Consider the following 17,112-nt stretch of genomic DNA (forward strand, 5'->3'; position numbering starts at 1 on the left):
TCCGGTCAAAGTCGCTGGGTAATTAAAGGCGGACAGAATCGCTGGGTAGTTACACGCAAATAAAAAAGGTCAATAATTGTCAGTTGTCTCATCCCTGAACGCCTCCAGGGGCTCACGGGCTCCTGGTTTGCGGATGAGGCGGCACGGATCTCGCTTTCTCTCCTCCCATGAGAGGGCCTATGCGTTGGAATAAAGCTTTTATGGTAAGTATGGGGATGGCGATGTTTCTGAGTTTTCAGGCTCAGGCTTCGGCCTTGCAGTATGTGATGCCCGACTACTATTTAGGTCAGTTGGTTCGCGGAATCTTAAAGGTGGCCAGTAAAACCAGCCATCCCGAATACCAAGTTCTCAATGCTCCCGAAGCTCAAAAGAAGGCGCAAGCGGCGCTGCAGAAGATCTATCAGTATCCTGCCTTTGATTATACTTATAATAAAGTTTCGATTGTCATCATTAAAGGGATCGAGGGCGAACCCAATGGTTTTGCTTTTGGAAATAACATTTTTATTACGCAAAGTATGACTGAGGTGCTTTCGTCGGAGCAATTGACGGCCGTGATCGCTCATGAGCTGGCTCATTCAGAAAAAGCTCACCATATGCAAAAGACACCACTCCCTTTAGGTGCCATAGTCTATCAGTTAAAGAATATCTACGAGTCGGTTAAAGCTGGAAAGTGGCCCAAGGGACGGGATCTTGTCGCTTCGATTCAAGAGTTGATCTATACCGGAGGTCTTGCGATGGAGCTGCAGGCAGACTGTATCGCGGCCCAACAGCTTGAGCATATGAAAAGCAAAGGTCTTACCAATCGGGCGACCGATCTCAACAGCGCCACCAGCGCGCTTATGGGGTTCGATGTGACAACGGATAACTCTGACGATCCCTCAGCGATTCGCGCACGCGCCTTGGTCAACAAGGTTTATGAACAGGGATCTTGCGATATCTTCTAACTTCGTCAAGGGCGGTCTTTCAATTCCGCGACACTGCAAAATACAAAAAACCAGAATCCCTTGTGATTCTGGTTTTTCGTTCACCAAATTAGCATTTAAGATTTTATGGAGGACCGGTCTCCGGGTGTAGAGTCAATTCACGAATCTCCTTATTCCAGATATATTCGTGACGTACTACTTTTGATTTCGCCATTCAAGGCTCCTTTCATTCAAGGTAGTAAGCTTATCGGCTGGACCTTTGGATAGTTGAGGGTCTTTTGCAGAAAATTTTAAAAAATTGCCGAATCTAAAATTGAAACGACGGAGTCAACTTACAAATCCGGCAAAGGGGCCTCTTTTAAGAGAGTCGCAAATTGTTCTTCCCTCGGTGACATCTTTCTATCTAGCTAAAATAACTTTGGTCTTTAAAAGTGATCGCGGAATTAACGTCGGGCGTTGAGACGAAATGGGTCTCTATTTTTGAGACGAGCGGGAACAATTGTTGGCACCCAAAGTTTTCGACGCCGTTGGATTTTAGAATAAAAAGTCTGTGATCTTAAGACTTTGAATTTTTTGCTCGCAGGCTCTCTTTGCGGTTGGCACCCTCTTTGGAATAGCCCCCTTCGCTGCCACTTTCGATTCATAGGGGAAAACGACAGTGGCCACTATTAACCAATACAAGGGGGAAATTATGAAAGTACAACTAACAACAGCAGTTTTGGCGGCTTTGTTCTGCACTCAAGCAGCTTTGGCAGACGGGGCTCCGTGGTTGAAGATTGATGGGCAGGCCAACTTTGATGTGACAGGCAGCTCGACGGATGATTATGAAAGAACACTTCGTGTGCAGGACGCCGAGATCAAGTTCGAATTGATCGTGCGCGAAGGTATTAAGCTGGTTGTTAAAACAGAGCTTGAGCAAAAGCTGAACAAAGAAACAATGGATGATTCTTTTGATATGGGTAAATTCTTGGAAGAAGCATATATCCAAATTGAGACAGACAAGATTTCTGGTTTGCCTCGTGCAGTGATCACCGCCGGTAAACATCAAATGGCATTTGGTCAAAACTATCATGAACTGCCTATGTTTAAAGACTCTTTGCTTTACAACCTTTCAAAGCAAGATGAAGTGATCGGCTTCACGGTAGAACTTCCCGCGAACTTCTTTAAGATTGTAGACTCTGTCGCGATCTCGATGTTTGAAGCTGGTGCGGGCGATCTTAAAATTTCAGATGAAAAAGGGGCCTCTATCAAATTGAGTAAGGATCTGACTTCTCAGTTGTCGGCACAAATCTCTGGCATGATGAAAGAGCAAGCCGGAACTGATATCAAAGAAAAGCGCGGAAGCGTGGGCTTTGTGTTCAAGTCTGAAGACGGCTCTTGGAAAGTCTGGGCTGAAGGCCTTGTCATTGCGGATAGTCCCGTATTTCAAGACACGACGGTCGGCGGACAAGTCGGGGGCTCATACAAAGTAGGTCCTGGAGCTGTTGTGGTTGAGTACCAATACTTGGATAAACAAGCTCATGAAGTGGCCGTCGCTTACAATCTTCCCGTGGGAAGCTATCTGGTGTTGAGTCCTGAAATCCGTCATCGTATGGATCGCACGGGAACGGGTGCTGATGACACTGTTGTTGGAATCCGTGCTCGTCTGCAGGCTCACAAAGAGGCTCGCCACAATCTTCTCACTGGTAAGAAGAACTAATAAAGATCGTGGGACGCTTTTCAGGAGGGGGAAAGCGTCCCCCTTTTTTTTGCGAGGGGGATTTATGACTAAATTTATTTTGATCATCGCGATTTCATTGATGTCACAAGGGGTTCAAGCCAAAACATCCACGATTCAACGTGTTTTGTTTGAACTGGGATTTATGGAAGACCCTTCGGTGCACATATGCCCCGAAAACACCCGCATCGACTTGACGGCCAGTGAAGAGCAACTGTGGAGATCGGCTCAGAGGGCTCAAGAAGGTTATGATCAATGTGAGGCGGCGATTCACCTGCGAAGTTTGCTAGTGAGTTATCCTGGGGGACGTTACTACAAAGAGGCGTATCGAGCCTATATTCAGACATTTTTAGATGTTCAAGACTTCATTATGGCGATGAATGAAGCCAATCAATATATTGATGACAACAAAGGATACAATGACTCTGAGTATATTCATCTTCTTTTGCTTCGCGCTGTTTATGGTGAAATCAAACAAACCTGGCGGAATAAAGAACGCCAGATGGAGTTTGTGTCATTCAGTTTGGGTGCGGCTTTGACTCAAACGGAAGAGTCTCCCTACCTTATGAATCTTCAGTATCGCAAATTTTTAGATCGCTATCCGAATTCAATCTGGAAGAATGAAGTCTTGGGAATGCTGAATGAGGCTCGCCAGATGTACGGAAGAAATGTTCTTAGTGAAGCGCGTTTATACCTTATGAAAATGGACTATCCTACGGCTTTTCAGAAATACAATGTGATCTTGAAGTGGGGGCCGGTGGTCGAAATCTTCGAAGAGGCTTTGTACGAAGTGATTCAGTATCATTTTCAACTTTCGTGGATTTTAACCAACAAAAGTCTTTTAAGTGATTTTAAATTGAACCAATTTTTGAAACGAGAATTCAGCGCGACAAGTACTCAGGAAGAACGTCAGCAACTTTCCGCGCAAACTCGCCAACAGGCTTTAAGCTATTTAGAGCAGATGAAAAAGAATCTTCCACAAAGTCCCTGGACGGCGAAGGCCACCCAATTGGTTGAGGCCTATCCTATCTTGTAAGCTTATTAAAGCGTTCCAAAAGATCAAGCACCATCATATAAGTGAGTCCCCACAGAGGGGGCTCTCTATCAAGATTCACGGCGGGAAGATAGATGAGTCCCGACTCGCGATCCACTTGATATCGAGTCTGCCGTTCGGGATTTTGAATTTCGCGAATGGGGACCCAGAAGAAGTCGGCGACTTCAGAAGCATCTAAGGTGATGGAAAAATCCCTTTCCGTATAAAATACGAAAGGGCGAATGTAGAAATCTAACAAAGCTCCGGATTTGCGCGCCTGAATATCATCCAAACGGCCCAGAAGCTCCTCAAGGCTCAGATCAATCCCCACTTCTTCTTTGGTTTCGCGCAGAGCTGCGGCAAGATCCGAGGGATCTAGATCCTCCTTGATGCCTCCAGGGAATGCGATGTGCCCGGACCAGCGATCTTCGGGATTGAAGGCGCGTTGAATAAAAGCAATTTCAAGGTTCTCTGGCGAGGTGCCTTTAAGGATGAGCGAGACGCACGCGTAGCGCGAAAGAAGAGAATGCAACTCTCGTGGCGGGACTTGTGAAAAAAGAGGAAGAAGTTGGTCTTTCAAGATTAGATCCTTACTGCCACAGTCTACCACAAATTTTCTAAGAAGTTCTCAGTTTGAGCTGGCCCTAGATTAGATACAGAAGGACGCAAAAATATTGGCAGGCACTGCCGCCAAGAACAAAAAGATGCCAAATTCCATGGAAGTGTTTTTTCTTCTCATCAAAAAGAAAAAAGCCAATTCCTCCAGTATAAAGCAATCCTCCGAGGGCCAACCAAACAATGGCCGCGGTTGGTAGAGCGGCGGTCAAAGGCCCCATGGCCGCCAAAACCAGCCAACCCATCAAGACATAGATAATCAGCGAAGGTGTGCGTGTGCGATGAGCCAAGGTGAGTTCATAGATAATTCCAATAAGAGCTAAAGACCAATTAATCCCAAAGAGCCACCAGCCCCAAGGCCCTCGCAAAGTGATCAAGGTGAAAGGCGTGTAGGTTCCCGCAATGAGAAGATAGATGGCGATGTGATCTAACTTCTGTAAAATCTTTTTCGTGCGTCCGGGAATACTATGATAGAGGGTTGAAACGGTGTAGAGCAAAACCAACATGCCGCCATAGACACTGGAGCTGACTATTTTCCAGACGTCGCCGTGGATACTTGCAAGGGTAATAAGGACTGAAGCGCCCGCCACAGACAGGGCCGCGCCGATAAGATGAGTGATGCTGTTGAAACGCTCGCCGTGGTAAATAACGACCCCCTGTTGAAAAGACTATCACAAAGAGGCTAAGGGGGAGAGTTAGATATTTGTTTTTTTTGAAAATCAAAGTGAATTGAAATCAGTTATTTATCTCGATCTAGGTCTCATTCGTAGGCAAACCTCCCTGAATCTTACTAAGGCCCCTGAAGCTATTGTTAGTAATCAAAGATACCGCTCAAAAAATTAACCGAAGTGTCTCAGAGGGGGCTCCTATAAATAAGAGAAGGGGGGCAAGGATGCGCTTCTTATTAGTCTTTGTGAGTTTTACCAGTTCCATCGCCATGGCCGAGGTTTCCAACTTCAACGAGTTGGTTCGTGAATCAACCCGCCAGGAAAAACGTCTTCACCGCAAGCTGTTACAGGCTATTCAAAATACCCAGGTGGCTATCGCTTATAATGATCGATGGGAGAGTTTGCAGGGAAGTGAGGCTTCACAGAAAAGTCCTCTTTCAGTTCGTTTGGTTCAAGCGGAACAATAAAAAAAGGGGATCTTATGCAGATCCCCTTTTAAGACACGACACTAAATTTTGTGACGGTGGGTGATTAAGCCGTGGGTCGGATCGTAAGGAGAAACTCCTACCGATACGCGATCTCCAACAACAACTTTGATCTTAAACTTCTTCATCTTTCCACACAGTCTTGCTGTGATCTCGGCGCCATTTTCCAGAGTAATATGGTAAGTGCCGCCGCCCGAAAGATTGGAAATTTTCCCTTCGATGGTCACTAAATCATCTTTAGCCATCGGAGCCTCCTTTAAAGTGAGAGGCTATTAGTAACGAGGACGTCCGCCTCCGAAACCACCACCACGTGAATTGTTTCTGTTGCCGCCGCCGCCGAAGCCGCCACGGTTTTCACGAGGAGCCATTGGTTTAGCTTCGCTAACGTTCATAGCGCGACCTTGTTGGTCAGTGCCGTTCAATTTTTCGATAGCAGCTTGAGCTTCTGAATCAGAAGACATTTCAACGAATGCGAAACCTTTGCTACGACCAGAATCGCGATCAGTAACGATGCGAGCTGATTCAACTGTTCCGAATTCAGAGAAAAGATCTACTAGATATTGATCGTCCAAAGAATAAGATAGATTTCCAACGTATAACTTTTTGCCCATGAGTTCCTCCTTAGGATTGGGTGCCGCTAAAGAGAAATGAGCCCTACGCTATTAACTCAAGAGAGACGGATATTGGAAGCCTGGTTTTAGCTTAATTGCCGGGCAATAGCGAGCGAAAACACTAGTTTGAATATTTTCTTGTTCAGATGTCATATACGGCCCCTCAAATGCTATATATTCGATCTGGCCCCTTGGCGAGGTCGAAGAGACCCTCCAGAAAGGCTTCTGGGGGGCTGATTTTCCAGCCTTTGAAGGTAGTGTTGCAGGCTCTTAATGGCGTGCTCAAGAGCTCCCCCGGACAGGACATAAAGCTCCAAACCCAAAGCATAGATAAATACATCCTCCGCGAACTTCTGGAGGCGGGAGGGGAGAAGTTCGCGGAGGGATCGGATGACTTTTTCGTTGTCTTTGGTGCTTTGGTTTTTCTGCGGACTTTGTAGATTCGACATCAATCGCAGTCTGCGGTCGTCCCGGTAGGGTCTTTCTAAGGAGGCCGCCCACACATCGCACACCAATCTCTTCCAGTTTTTTTGGGGAGGGGCACTGGAAAGTTCATGGTGAAGACGATCTTCCAAAGAGCGCTTACATTCTTTAATTAGATTTTCTTTTGTTTCGAAGTGATGAACCAGCATGCGGGTTGAGGTGTGGAGCTGGCGTGCGATTTCGTTCAACGAAAGATCCCAGCCGCCATGTTTGCGGAAAGCCTTCAAGGTCGAATTTAGTATTTCCTTTTTTCTCTCGAGATCCTTGGGTCTTGCCATGATGTCTCCATTTATGAACTAAATAGTACATTAATAATTTTTCGGCACAAGAGATAAAGAAAAAAGGTCTAGGTCAAAATTAATTTTTTTGAGATTATATTTTTTTGATTTCACAAATCCATTGCCTGAAGCCGGAAAGGGGTGTCACATGGTGAGAACTTGGAGGAGAGCGTGATCAAGCATTTGAAAAAATCAGACTATCGCATCATGCCTTGGAAAAATGGTTTGGGTTCGACGGCTCAGATAGACATTTTTCCGGAAGGAGTTTCCTTTCCGGGTGAAGACTTTCTTTGGCGAGTGAGTTCGGCCATGATCGCTTCGGCAGCGCCTTTTTCAAGATTCGACGGATGTCATCGGATCTTGGTGGTGTGGCGGGGGGCAGGCTTGAGGCTGAATGGACAGGAATTAAAACCCCACATTCCTTATTTTTTTGCCGGAGAAACACCGATTGATTGCGAGCTCTTGGACGGAGAAGTTATTGACCTCGGAGTTATTTATCGTCGGCAGCAGGTCGAAGCCGAGATGGTGGTCGGGAGCTTGGCGGCGGGGGATGCCACTCAACTGCAGTTTGAAAAGTCCTCTATCTATTATCTTTTTTGTGCTGAAGGGCGACTTGTTCTGAATAAAAATTGGACCCTAGAGGACGGGGAAACCCTGCAAATCCAAAAATGCGAGAGCGGGGAATTAAGCACCTCCACCGGCGGGTGTTATTACCTGATCAAACTCCAAATGAAGTGATGTTGGCGCACGGCGCTCTTTGTCTAATGCGCCAGCTCCTCTCTTCCCAAGTTCTAGTATATGTGCTCTAGTTGGGAAATCCAAAAGAGGGGTATCTATGAAAAAAGCGCCGACCAAAGCGATGAAGTCTCCACGCACCCAAGCCATTCATGGCGAGTTCCTGTCAAAGTCCTGGGAGTTCTCTCATCACTTGATTCCCCCTATGACGGCTTCGACAACTTTCCGTCTAGAGTCCTTAGAGCGAGGAGCTCAAGGTTTTAGCACTTTCGGAGCCCCACAAGATTCCGCAAAACCTATTTGGATCTATGACCGCTTGGAAGAGCCCACAACAAAAATGTTGGAAGACCAATTGGCTCTTTTAGAAAAGGGAGAATGCGCCGTCGCTTTTGGAAGTGGGATGGGGGCGATTGCTTCCACTTTGATGTCGTTGCTGAAAGCGGGGGAAAAGGTGATCGCCCATAAAACTCTTTATGGTTGCACATACAGTTTGATCACGAATTGGCTTCCTCGATTTCAGGTGAATCATGAATTGGTGGATATTAACGACCTTAAGGGCTTAGAGAAGCACCTTGCGGATTCTAAAACTCGCGTGATTTATTTTGAAACTGTGTCCAATCCCATTCTGGAGATTGCGGATCTTGAAAAGATCGCAAGCTTGGTGAAGGCGGCCAATAAAAAACGTCCTAAAGAAAATCAAATCTACACCGTTGTGGATAATACTTTTGCCACGCCATGGGCTTTGCGCCCTTTGGAGTGGGGAATTGATTTCGTCATTCAAAGTTTAACAAAAAATATTTCCGGATTTGGAACAGAGATGGGGGGAGCGGTGATCGCCCCGAAATCCTTTGAGAGCATGTTGCGAGTTGCGCGAAAAGATTTTGGTGCCATTATTCATCCCTATTCGGCATGGCATATTTTGGTTTATGGAATTTCCACGCAGGCCATTCGTTTTGAGCAGCAGCAAGAAACGGCCTTGAAGGTTGCAAACTTTTTGGAAAAACATCCTAAAGTCCAAAGCGTCACTTATCCGGGTTTAAAAAGTCATCCTCAGTACAAATTGGCTAAGAAATATCTGAAGTCTCCGGAAGGGCAGTTTGCTCCGGGGACGATGATTTCTTTTCAGCTCAAGGGTGATATGAAAAAGTGCCAGAAATTCGTCGATGATATTGCGAAGACCTCGTATTCGATCACTTTGGCCGTCAGTTTGGGGCTTACTAAAACTTTGATTGAAGTGCCAGGTTTTATGACCCACTCGGCAATTCCTGATGATCAGAAAGATCATTGCGGGATTGATCCTCGGGCGATTCGTTTAAGCATCGGGCTTGAGAATGCCCAAGACATCATCGAAGATCTCGCTGGGGCGCTGAAGAAGGTTTAGTGCTTTTTTGGTGAGTGTCTCAAAATGAGAAAGTTGTTTATACAAACGGCGGGTGTATAAACCTCTGACACTCAAAGGCGCCACGCTCAAGCTGGGGTGGCCTCTATTTTGCTCTATAATTTCTTTATGAAGAAACAAACTGAGACAAAAAACAGAGACAGCAGTGTGTGGAAAGTTCTCACCCAATCCGTATTGCTGGGTGTGGCCGTTATATCAGCGAATGCGGCGGGGGGGCGTTGTCCTCCGAATATCGCGACAAGTTCGATTTATTTTGTTCCTCATTTGAAAGACTATTGTAAGACCCCAACTCCGTGTAAGGACTTTAAAAAAGAAGTGAGAATGCAGGGCTCGGGGACTATTCCTGGAAACAAGCTGCTCACGTACAACGGGAAAACCATGTCATTGGGTGATTGCGATACAGCTTTTGGAGCCAGTGGGAAGTGTTTGATTCCTTTTATATCGGTGGCAGCCGATGCTCGCTATTACAGTATGGGTGATGTTATTCAAATGCCGGGGATGAAAGGAAAAATTATTCCTTTGCCTAATGGGAAAAAGATGGTTCACCCCGGATTTTTCATTGTTCAAGACACGGGTGGCGCCATCCGCGGAAAGAATCGTTTCGACTTTTTCACCGGCTCTTTTGGGGTTGATGACAGTCGAAATGTGTTTGGGATTCAAGGGGCTGCCGATACGCAAATGGCGGACGTGAATGATTGTGTAGAGCGCAAACAATTTACGGTGGTTCGCCGTGGCAGTGCGAATTATGAGAAGTCACTCCTTGCGATTGAAAATTCATTGTCTAAATCCACCTCTGGAGTCGTGGTCGCGACAGCCAAAGAAAGCACCGGTGGAGGAGTTCGCTAATGCGAAACCTCCTGTTGGCGGTTCTACTGGCGATGGGCTCTTTTTCAACGGCGGTCGCTGTTGAATCAGAACCATCCACCGAAAGAATTGACATGAAGGGGCCTCCCTTCTGGATGTCTTCCTATGACGAGTTCAATGATCTGCAGCCTTTGCAAAAAGAGTTCTATTTGGAAAAGCTCGCGCCCCAGCTTGCCAAGGTGCCGTCCTTGAAGACGCTGACGCCGGGAAAGCTGAAGGACGCCTCTGAGTGGTATCAAGACTGGGGTGATATTCGCCGTAAGCTCTATGTTGCATGCTCTGGGAAGTCTTTGGAAAAAACGTGCGAAGACATCGCCGAGATTCGCATCGAAACCCTTGATTTGTTAGCCAATCGAAAAGAAGAAAACCGCAAAGCCCTCGAAAGCAAGTCGATCAAATCAAATAAGTCCAAATAGCAGTGTGACATTGCCGTCCGTTAGTGGAAAAATCTTTGTAGAAAGGAAGGACCTTTCTTGCAAGGGGCAGTCATGGTAAAAAAAATGGGTTTAGTTTTGTCTGGAGGAGGAGCTCGTGGGGCCTACCAGGTGGGAGTTCTTGCTGCGGTTCAAGAGATCAGCGAGAAGTCAGGAATCTTGCCACGTTTCGAATATCTATCAGGAGTCAGTGCCGGCGCCATCAATGCCAGCTCGCTTGCTTCCAACTGTGAAAACTTTAAGAATGCCTCTGAAACTTTAGTGAAATTGTGGAGTGGAGTGACCATAGATCAGGTTTTTTCAACGGACTCCATCACGATGGGAAAAATTGGATTTCAGTGGATGAGCGAGCTTTCTTTGGGATCATTGACCGGGACAACCCCGGGGCGCTCGTTATTAGAGACGTCTCCGCTGCGTTCGTTGATCCACAACAATATGGACTATGATAAGGTGGCGCAGAACTTTAAGGATGGACACCTGAAGGCCTTGGCGATCACCGCGATTAATTACGCGACGTCATCCACAGTGACCTTTGTTCAAGGGCAAGATCAACTTCCTTCGTGGGATAAGGGACGCAAGCATAGTGAAAGAACGATTATTTCGACCGATCATATTATGGCGTCATCGGCAATCCCTTTGTTGTTTCCACCAGTGCAGGTGGATGATCGGTTCTTTGGAGATGGAGCGGTTCGAAATCACGCGCCCTGCAGTCCGGCTATTTACTTGGGAGCGGAAAAACTTTTAGTCATTGGAGTTCGTCGCCAGGCAAGCACCGCTTACGAAGAGCGCGCTCATCAAAATATTAAAGCGCCCAGTGTGGCTCGAGTTATTAATACAATTTTAAATGGCGTTTTGCTTGATGCAATCGAACAGGATATTGATCGTCTGCGCCGTTTGAATGACTATGCGATGGCGATTCCGTCGGAACAACATCAGAAGATCGCGCTTCGTCCGTTGGATTATCTCTTTATCTCTCCCTCTGCGGATATTGGAGAAATGGCGGTACAAAAAGCGCATAAGCTTCCACGCATTGTTCGTTATCTTTTAAGAGGATTGGGTTCTTTAGAGGATGCCAGTGAGATCATCAGCTATTTGTTATTTGATCCCAGTTTCTGCTCTGATTTAATCGAGATCGGCTATAAAGACGGAATGGCGAAGAAGGAAGAAGTGATTCAACTGCTTCTTAAATAATGGGAGCCCATTCAATGGTGTCTTAAAAGAATCCAACCCACATGGATTTTAATGGATTTTTTTAAACAGGCATTGAACACTCAACAGAGAGGGTTATTCTGAAGGTAACTCTTTGTTGAGGAGGCACCTATGATGAGTTTAGATCTTGTATGGATGATTGGTTTAGGATTTCTTGGCTTTATGCTAATCATGGGCGGAGTGATGATGTTCAAGCCTGAAATCTTGGACAAGTTGCTGACTTAAAATAGCCGAAGCATCTAATCTGGTTGCAAAGCCCTCGACGACATTCGTGAGGGCTTTGTTTTTTAATGACCTCTGCTTTTCCAACCCAATTTGAATAGTTTAATAAGTTCAATTTCGGGAACATCGGCTTTCAGGCGGCGAGAAACCTGCAATCCCTCGTCGCAGATTTGTATCGCCATTTCCATAGCCTCTACGGGGCGCAAAGATTTTTTGCCATTGGCTCGACTGGTGATCAAAACGTTCGCCAAAAAATTCAGTTCGCTGAGTTTCTTCTGGAAAAGCTCTTCGTGGGCGTCGCGCAGACCAGACAGATAGCTATGAATGCCAGGCTTCTTTTGAGGCCCGGCCAGTTGTTTTGTTTTAAGAGGGGGTTCGACTCGAACACCATGAGCTTTCAAAATCTCAAGTAATTCGGAAGAGAGAGGTTTGTATTTCTTAACTTTACCAAGCTTCAGATTTCGAAAATACATTTTACTGATGTGATCTTGTTCGTCGCTGCGTGCGAGGTCCTCTAAAGGAGTTTGTGCGATGAGCTTTAAAAAAGCCGCAGCCGAAGAGCTTGCCACGTAGCCCTCTTCCTCGCGACGTTCTAGACGTTTGTGAGATACATCACCCTCAAGCTTTTCACTCTCTGTTAAAAGTTCGTACAGCCCATCGTGTTCATCAATTTGTTCGAGGGTGAAGGACTGAAGCCGCAATAGAATGCGATCCAGAATGTCTTGGTGATTTTTTTGCAGACTTATTAATAGATTCGAGATCACGTCCCAATGAATAGAAACTTTGGACATAATAACATATCCGGCAAGATCCAGATTAAAAACACTTTCCAGGGCTTTCTCGAGATATTTATTCTTGCTGTACTTATCGTCTTCAGCTTCTTGAACCATTAGGGCCAGCTCGTCGTCATCAATGGCCAGCACCAGTTCTGACAACACAGAAATTAAAAGATCCTCATCCATTTCCGAGATCTTGTCGGCGGCAAAGTCCGCACCCACCTCAAGAAGAACTTCTAACCACGTTACGAATCGATTCGTATCGATCTTCTCGTCCACTCCGGATTTTGCGCTGAACCAGACATCTTGATCCATGACCTCTTGTAGCTGCTCGGAGGTGATAAGCATGAAAAGCTCTCCGGCGTCTTCCAGGCCGATGCGGTGAACGATTTTTCTAACAATTCCAGCGTCGAGGTTTTGAATTTCCTGGACGAGCTGATTGTTTGTAATGAGTTGATTGAGCAGACCCTGGGAATTCGAATTTAATGCAAGAGACTTTGCCACAAGCACCTCCAACTTGATGTTGTGAGGGCTTTCAGGAAAAAGAAAAGGGAAATCTTGGTTGCTAAAAATAAAGGCCCCAAAAACCTTGGATTTTTTGACAAATCTCAGGGCGCGCCGTATATTATTGTGTATAGGGTCACAAGTCTCAACGCGTTTGTCGCCCTCGTTGGACTTCTTCAATTCAGGCACTTTATTTCCGACATTGTTGATTTGCTCCACACCAGAAAACTGTTCCCGCGGCTGCCGACCAGAGTCTCTTCCATATCTTCTTCATGAAGGCAGAGGGAGGCCGTACTTTGCCACCAAGGACGGTCTGTCCGTCATGTCTGTTTAACACTTTGGGGGTCAGGATGAGCTTAAAAAGGACTGGGAGCTTTTTATAAGCGGCACTCGTTCTGCAGAAGGAGTTCATTAGATGCTTTGAGAAAGCAGGGGAGATGTTATGAAAATTGCTATCGCACTAGGTTTGCTTTTATCAAGCACAACTCTTTTGGCGGACACGGCCCGTCCTGTAGAAAATCTGTACGGTCCGGGTTATGAAATTCTTAATATATCCACCGTCGACAGTAAAGATGGCCAGGGCGAAAAACTACGACGACACGAAATGCTTAATACCTCTTACTGGAATCTTTCGGAGTGTCAGATGAAGAAGGGCTCTTTCACTCGAAAAGAATATTCGTTGCCTGTTAAAACCGACGTGCCCATGAGATCAAATACGATTGGTGCTTTAAATCCAGGCGGAGCTTGGGTCAGGGTTGAGAAGACGGTTGGTGAAAAGCCTGCGGTACAACAGAAAGTGGCCTTCGAGTTCACAGTGACACAATGTTATACCGATAAGTCATACGTTCTAACAGAAAGTAAGGGCAGAGTTATCACAAAAATTAAGAAATTTATCGGGGCCCCTCTGCGCGAGGCAGACCTCACTTTTAATCAAAGCTACGGGATCGCAACCGGTCATCACATATACCCCCTCGGTTTTACTTTTGAGAGAAAGCAGGCTTTCGCTCTTCAAGATTCTGTTGAGTTGAATTCTCAGATTGAAAAGCAAAGTCTCTTTAATATCATGGCAGAATCTCAAAGATCCTGTGAGATTGCCCGAGAGCAATTCATCAGAGAGAATCAACACCTCTTTTCTCAAAAAGAGAGCAGTGATTGCAGAAATGTTCAGGGAACCCTCCCGGCGATTACACGCGAGTATAGTGAGTTTTTGGTAAACATTGAGAGCGCTGATCAAGCGTCCCAGAAAGATCTTATTCCGAGATAATATCGAGAAACAGTTACGACTGGATTCATAGTGGGAGAAGAAAACCATGAAAATCGTAAAGTTCCTAATTCTATCTTCTTGTTTTGTCGGTAACACCGCATTCTGTGATCAACTTTGCGGAACCTGGGGCTGGCCTAAGTATATTATGACCTCGGAAACGACCGTCGAGATCTATACGGACAGTCAGTGGGTTTATTCTCAGATGCGCAAATTCGGCGGTGGCGAGCATGTCTGTGCGGAAGGTGAATATGATATGACCAGAACATTTAAAGCGAAAAAATTGTATCTTAAGAACGGTTATTAGTGTTGATAAAGCCGCAGATCTCTTTCTTGCTCGACTTGTAAAGGCAGAGCTTATGAAGCTCCAGCGTTCTTTACTTCCAAGATTCTGTTAAGAAAAAAGCCTGCTCAAGATAAGCAGGCTTTTTCTGGTTTCTTTAGGCAACGCGTTTGTCGCCTTCAATATACTTTTTCAACTCAACCACTTTGTCGCCGACGTTGTTGTTCTGGCTCTTGATGGTTTCACCTGTCGCGGCGATCTCTTCCGCAGCGGCGGCATTGGCCTGAGAGGATTGATCCAGATGGCTCATGGCCTTATTAATCTGTTCAACACCTGCAAATTGTTCTTGGCTTCCGGCCGCAATATCGCTGTTGATCTCTGAAACTTTTTGAATGGAGGACACGATCTTGGTGAGCGCTTCGCCAGAAACGTCAGCCACTTGAGAGCTTCGTTCAATCTGTTCAACGCTCAGGTTGATCAGTTGAGAGATTTCCTGAGCAGACTGCGCACTTCTTTGTGCGAGGTTGCGAACCGCTTCGGCGACGACGGCAAAACCTTTTCCTTGTTCTCCGGCTCGAGCGGCTTCCACTGACGCGTTCAAAGCCAAAAGGTTTGTCTGGAAGGCGATATCGTCAATAACATCAGTGATTTCCTTGATCTTCTTGGAAGAAGCACCCATCTCTTTGATTTCGACAAAAAGCTTTTTAAGCTCTGTTTCACCTTGTTGCGCGATTTCACGTGCCTTCAGGGAAAGCTCTGCACCGACTTTGGCATTTTCAGAGTTGAGTTTTACCATGGCGCTAATCTCTTCCAAAGAGGCGACGGTTTCTTCCAGCGACGCGGCGGAGGTTGTCGCTGATTCTGAAAGTTCGGTGCTTGCCAGGGCCAATTGCTCAATGGCGGACTGCACCTCTTCAGTGGACTCATGCAGTGATTGTCCAATGACGGACAGTCTTTTTGCAATTTTATCTCCAAAGATCCAAGAACAAACCAACATCAAGATCAGCGAACCGATATTCAGGAATAACATAAAGGTTCTAAGTCCGATGGTGGCCTCTTGAACTTCATCTTCGTTCACGCTGGCAGAGACAATCCAGTCCATTTCGGGATAGTGATGGAAGACGGCAAATTTATTCTGGGCTGACTTAGTTTCTTCATTCATCCAACGATAGTGAAGCACGCCGTTTTTCTTGGCGACGACATCGCGGAATACGTAATTTCCATCAAGATCGGTTTTGTCGTTAAGATTCTGGCCTTCGATTGAGGGATGCATCACCAAAGTGGCTTTGGAATCTAGGATGTAGAAGTACCCCGTCTTGAGAAGTTTTTTACTTTTTAAGTAGGCCATGATTTTCGGAGAGAAAGTTTCAGGTTGGCCCATAAAGAAGGCACCGACGACTTTGCCATTTTCGGTGATGGGTTCATAGGTCGTGATATACCATTGGCCTGCGACCAAAGCGCGACCACTGAATTTGTCTCCTTTAGAGATGGCTTGGACCACGGGAGAGTCATTTGGAATGAACGTTCCCGAAGACAGAGATCCATCTTTTCTTTTCACACTGGTGGCTACACGCAAAAGTCCTTCAGGAACCAGTGCCATAATGCTGACAGCTTGACCGGACTGTTCCGAGAGCTGAAGGGCCAATTCAGGATTTTTATGAAGAGGAAGACCTTTATATATAAAGAGAGGTATCGAGGATTCCTTCTTTTCATGAGTGATCTGGTTTTCGATAACATCTTTATAGGAATCGTTAGAAACTTGGAGCTCTCTTCGAACTTTGGGGCTCCAATATTCGACAAGCTTTTCTTGTCGTTCGAGGGCATCTTTTATTGATACTTGAATGGCCGACTCGACACTCTCAAGTTGGTTCTGCAGATTATCGAGTGTGAGATCATCCAGTATCTTGGAGGAAAATCTAAAGCTGACAACAGCTCCGATTCCCGTAATGAGAAGAGAGATGATTGAGAAAGTTAAGATAAGTTGAAGTTTCAGGCTGATTTTTGTTTTCATGCCTCCTTGTCGGTCAAAGAGCTGTTAAGTTTTAGTGGAAAATTAAATTTATTTAACGATCAGCCCACGTACTACGAGGAGGTCGTGAGGCCCGCGAGTTTTTATCGGGATTTGGACGTGTTGATGATGTCTATCCCGGAATGAAGTTTCGATTATCGAGAGGGCATCAGAACATAATTTACAGCGCCGCACTTCACTGTTCTTTGTAAGCTCGCTCCATCGCCATCATCATAGGATAAAATACCTTGGAGCCCATGCTTTCCGTCCGCGATGGTTAATGAGAGAGTCTCATCATAGTAGGCTCCGGGCCGCAGTCCTTGGATTTCCAGAGACGTTTCTTTCGAGGTTACGGCAAGGCCTTTGAGATCTTCTTTTGAATACTGAAGGACATTGAGTGAAAGGGCCGGGGAGATTGTAACGAGTTTTACATCCTCCATGGTTCCGTTGTTCACTTCGATATAGATATGGGCTTGGTTTGAGGACTTCACATCTGAACATGTTAAGCGATAGAAGGTCGCTGATTTGAGTGCCGATAAGGTTGGGTACGCCTCAGCTCCTGCAGCCATTGCGCGGCTATTGCTAACGACTTCGGCCAACATTA

19 protein-coding genes are annotated in these 17,112 nt (G+C 45.9%); 11 read left to right on the forward strand and 8 right to left on the reverse strand.

Annotated elements, in window-relative coordinates:
- Positions 1-179 precede the first annotated feature (179 nt).
- From ACM64D_RS02665 to bamD, 3 genes are all read left to right on the forward strand, one after another.
- Positions 180-944, forward strand: a complete 765-nt coding sequence (locus ACM64D_RS02665) for a M48 family metalloprotease (RefSeq protein ID WP_415061643.1) — start codon at positions 180-182, stop codon at positions 942-944.
- Between the two features lie 670 nt (positions 945-1,614).
- Positions 1,615-2,622, forward strand: a complete 1,008-nt coding sequence (locus tag ACM64D_RS02670) for a hypothetical protein (protein ID WP_415061644.1) — start codon at positions 1,615-1,617, stop codon at positions 2,620-2,622.
- A 64-nt stretch (positions 2,623-2,686) separates the two neighbouring features.
- Complete coding sequence (gene bamD / locus ACM64D_RS02675) at positions 2,687-3,676, forward strand: outer membrane protein assembly factor BamD (RefSeq protein WP_415061645.1); 990 nt, start codon at positions 2,687-2,689, stop codon at positions 3,674-3,676.
- Here bamD and ACM64D_RS02680 read toward each other — a convergent pair.
- Together ACM64D_RS02680 and trhA are read right to left on the reverse strand one after the other, a co-directional pair.
- Complete coding sequence (locus ACM64D_RS02680) at positions 3,666-4,253, reverse strand: NUDIX hydrolase (protein ID WP_415061646.1); 588 nt, start codon at positions 4,251-4,253, stop codon at positions 3,666-3,668. The genes bamD and ACM64D_RS02680 overlap by 11 nt on opposite strands.
- Before the next feature lie 64 nt (positions 4,254-4,317).
- Positions 4,318-4,935: a PAQR family membrane homeostasis protein TrhA gene (gene trhA, locus ACM64D_RS02685; RefSeq protein WP_415061661.1), complete on the reverse strand. Its 618-nt coding sequence runs from the start codon at positions 4,933-4,935 to the stop codon at positions 4,318-4,320.
- 245 nt (positions 4,936-5,180) lie between these two features.
- On the opposite strand from trhA, the gene ACM64D_RS02690 reads away from it, so the two are divergent.
- The gene (locus ACM64D_RS02690) at positions 5,181-5,423 is read left to right on the forward strand and encodes a hypothetical protein (RefSeq protein WP_415061647.1); all 243 of its coding nucleotides are present in this window, start codon (positions 5,181-5,183) and stop codon (positions 5,421-5,423) included.
- A gap of 41 nt (positions 5,424-5,464) precedes the next feature.
- Here the strand turns inward: ACM64D_RS02690 and infA are convergent, their stop codons facing one another.
- The 3 genes from infA to ACM64D_RS02705 all read right to left on the reverse strand — a co-directional run bounded on the left by infA (position 5,465) and on the right by ACM64D_RS02705 (position 6,813).
- Positions 5,465-5,686 (reverse strand): translation initiation factor IF-1, encoded by a 222-nt coding sequence (gene infA / locus ACM64D_RS02695; protein WP_415061648.1) that lies wholly within the window; start codon positions 5,684-5,686, stop codon positions 5,465-5,467.
- Positions 5,687-5,713: 27 nt separating this feature from the next.
- Complete coding sequence (locus ACM64D_RS02700) at positions 5,714-6,052, reverse strand: RNA recognition motif domain-containing protein (protein WP_415061649.1); 339 nt, start codon at positions 6,050-6,052, stop codon at positions 5,714-5,716.
- 170 nt (positions 6,053-6,222) lie between these two features.
- Positions 6,223-6,813: a TetR/AcrR family transcriptional regulator gene (locus ACM64D_RS02705; protein WP_415061650.1), complete on the reverse strand. Its 591-nt coding sequence runs from the start codon at positions 6,811-6,813 to the stop codon at positions 6,223-6,225.
- A gap of 171 nt (positions 6,814-6,984) precedes the next feature.
- Between ACM64D_RS02705 and ACM64D_RS02710 the strand changes: the two genes are divergently transcribed.
- From ACM64D_RS02710 to ACM64D_RS02730, 5 genes are all read left to right on the forward strand, one after another.
- The gene (locus tag ACM64D_RS02710) at positions 6,985-7,551 is read left to right on the forward strand and encodes a HutD family protein (protein ID WP_415061651.1); all 567 of its coding nucleotides are present in this window, start codon (positions 6,985-6,987) and stop codon (positions 7,549-7,551) included.
- Between the two features lie 97 nt (positions 7,552-7,648).
- A complete protein-coding gene (locus ACM64D_RS02715; RefSeq protein WP_415061652.1) occupies positions 7,649-8,929 on the forward strand; it encodes a trans-sulfuration enzyme family protein in 1,281 nt (426 codons plus the stop codon).
- A 126-nt stretch (positions 8,930-9,055) separates the two neighbouring features.
- A complete protein-coding gene (locus ACM64D_RS02720; protein WP_415061653.1) occupies positions 9,056-9,793 on the forward strand; it encodes a 3D domain-containing protein in 738 nt (245 codons plus the stop codon).
- Positions 9,793-10,227: a hypothetical protein gene (locus tag ACM64D_RS02725; RefSeq protein ID WP_415061654.1), complete on the forward strand. Its 435-nt coding sequence runs from the start codon at positions 9,793-9,795 to the stop codon at positions 10,225-10,227. The genes ACM64D_RS02720 and ACM64D_RS02725 overlap by 1 nt, the downstream gene beginning before the upstream one ends.
- A gap of 72 nt (positions 10,228-10,299) precedes the next feature.
- Positions 10,300-11,436: a patatin-like phospholipase family protein gene (locus tag ACM64D_RS02730; RefSeq protein ID WP_415061655.1), complete on the forward strand. Its 1,137-nt coding sequence runs from the start codon at positions 10,300-10,302 to the stop codon at positions 11,434-11,436.
- 305 nt (positions 11,437-11,741) lie between these two features.
- Here the strand turns inward: ACM64D_RS02730 and ACM64D_RS02735 are convergent, their stop codons facing one another.
- Positions 11,742-12,956, reverse strand: a complete 1,215-nt coding sequence (locus tag ACM64D_RS02735) for a DUF6178 family protein (RefSeq protein WP_415061656.1) — start codon at positions 12,954-12,956, stop codon at positions 11,742-11,744.
- A 442-nt stretch (positions 12,957-13,398) separates the two neighbouring features.
- Between ACM64D_RS02735 and ACM64D_RS02740 the strand changes: the two genes are divergently transcribed.
- Together ACM64D_RS02740 and ACM64D_RS02745 are read left to right on the forward strand one after the other, a co-directional pair.
- Complete coding sequence (locus ACM64D_RS02740; protein ID WP_415061657.1) at positions 13,399-14,220, forward strand: hypothetical protein; 822 nt, start codon at positions 13,399-13,401, stop codon at positions 14,218-14,220.
- A 46-nt stretch (positions 14,221-14,266) separates the two neighbouring features.
- Complete coding sequence (locus ACM64D_RS02745) at positions 14,267-14,524, forward strand: hypothetical protein (RefSeq protein WP_415061658.1); 258 nt, start codon at positions 14,267-14,269, stop codon at positions 14,522-14,524.
- A 133-nt stretch (positions 14,525-14,657) separates the two neighbouring features.
- Here ACM64D_RS02745 and ACM64D_RS02750 read toward each other — a convergent pair whose 3' ends face one another.
- Positions 14,658-16,511 (reverse strand): methyl-accepting chemotaxis protein, encoded by a 1,854-nt coding sequence (locus ACM64D_RS02750; protein ID WP_415061659.1) that lies wholly within the window; start codon positions 16,509-16,511, stop codon positions 14,658-14,660.
- A gap of 152 nt (positions 16,512-16,663) precedes the next feature.
- The coding region (locus ACM64D_RS02755; protein ID WP_415061660.1) for a hypothetical protein at positions 16,664-17,112 on the reverse strand (449 nt) is incomplete at its 5' end.

Origin of the sequence: Bdellovibrio sp. (assembly GCF_047637665.1) — a bacterium.
In the GTDB taxonomy this organism is placed as follows: domain Bacteria; phylum Bdellovibrionota; class Bdellovibrionia; order Bdellovibrionales; family Bdellovibrionaceae; genus Bdellovibrio.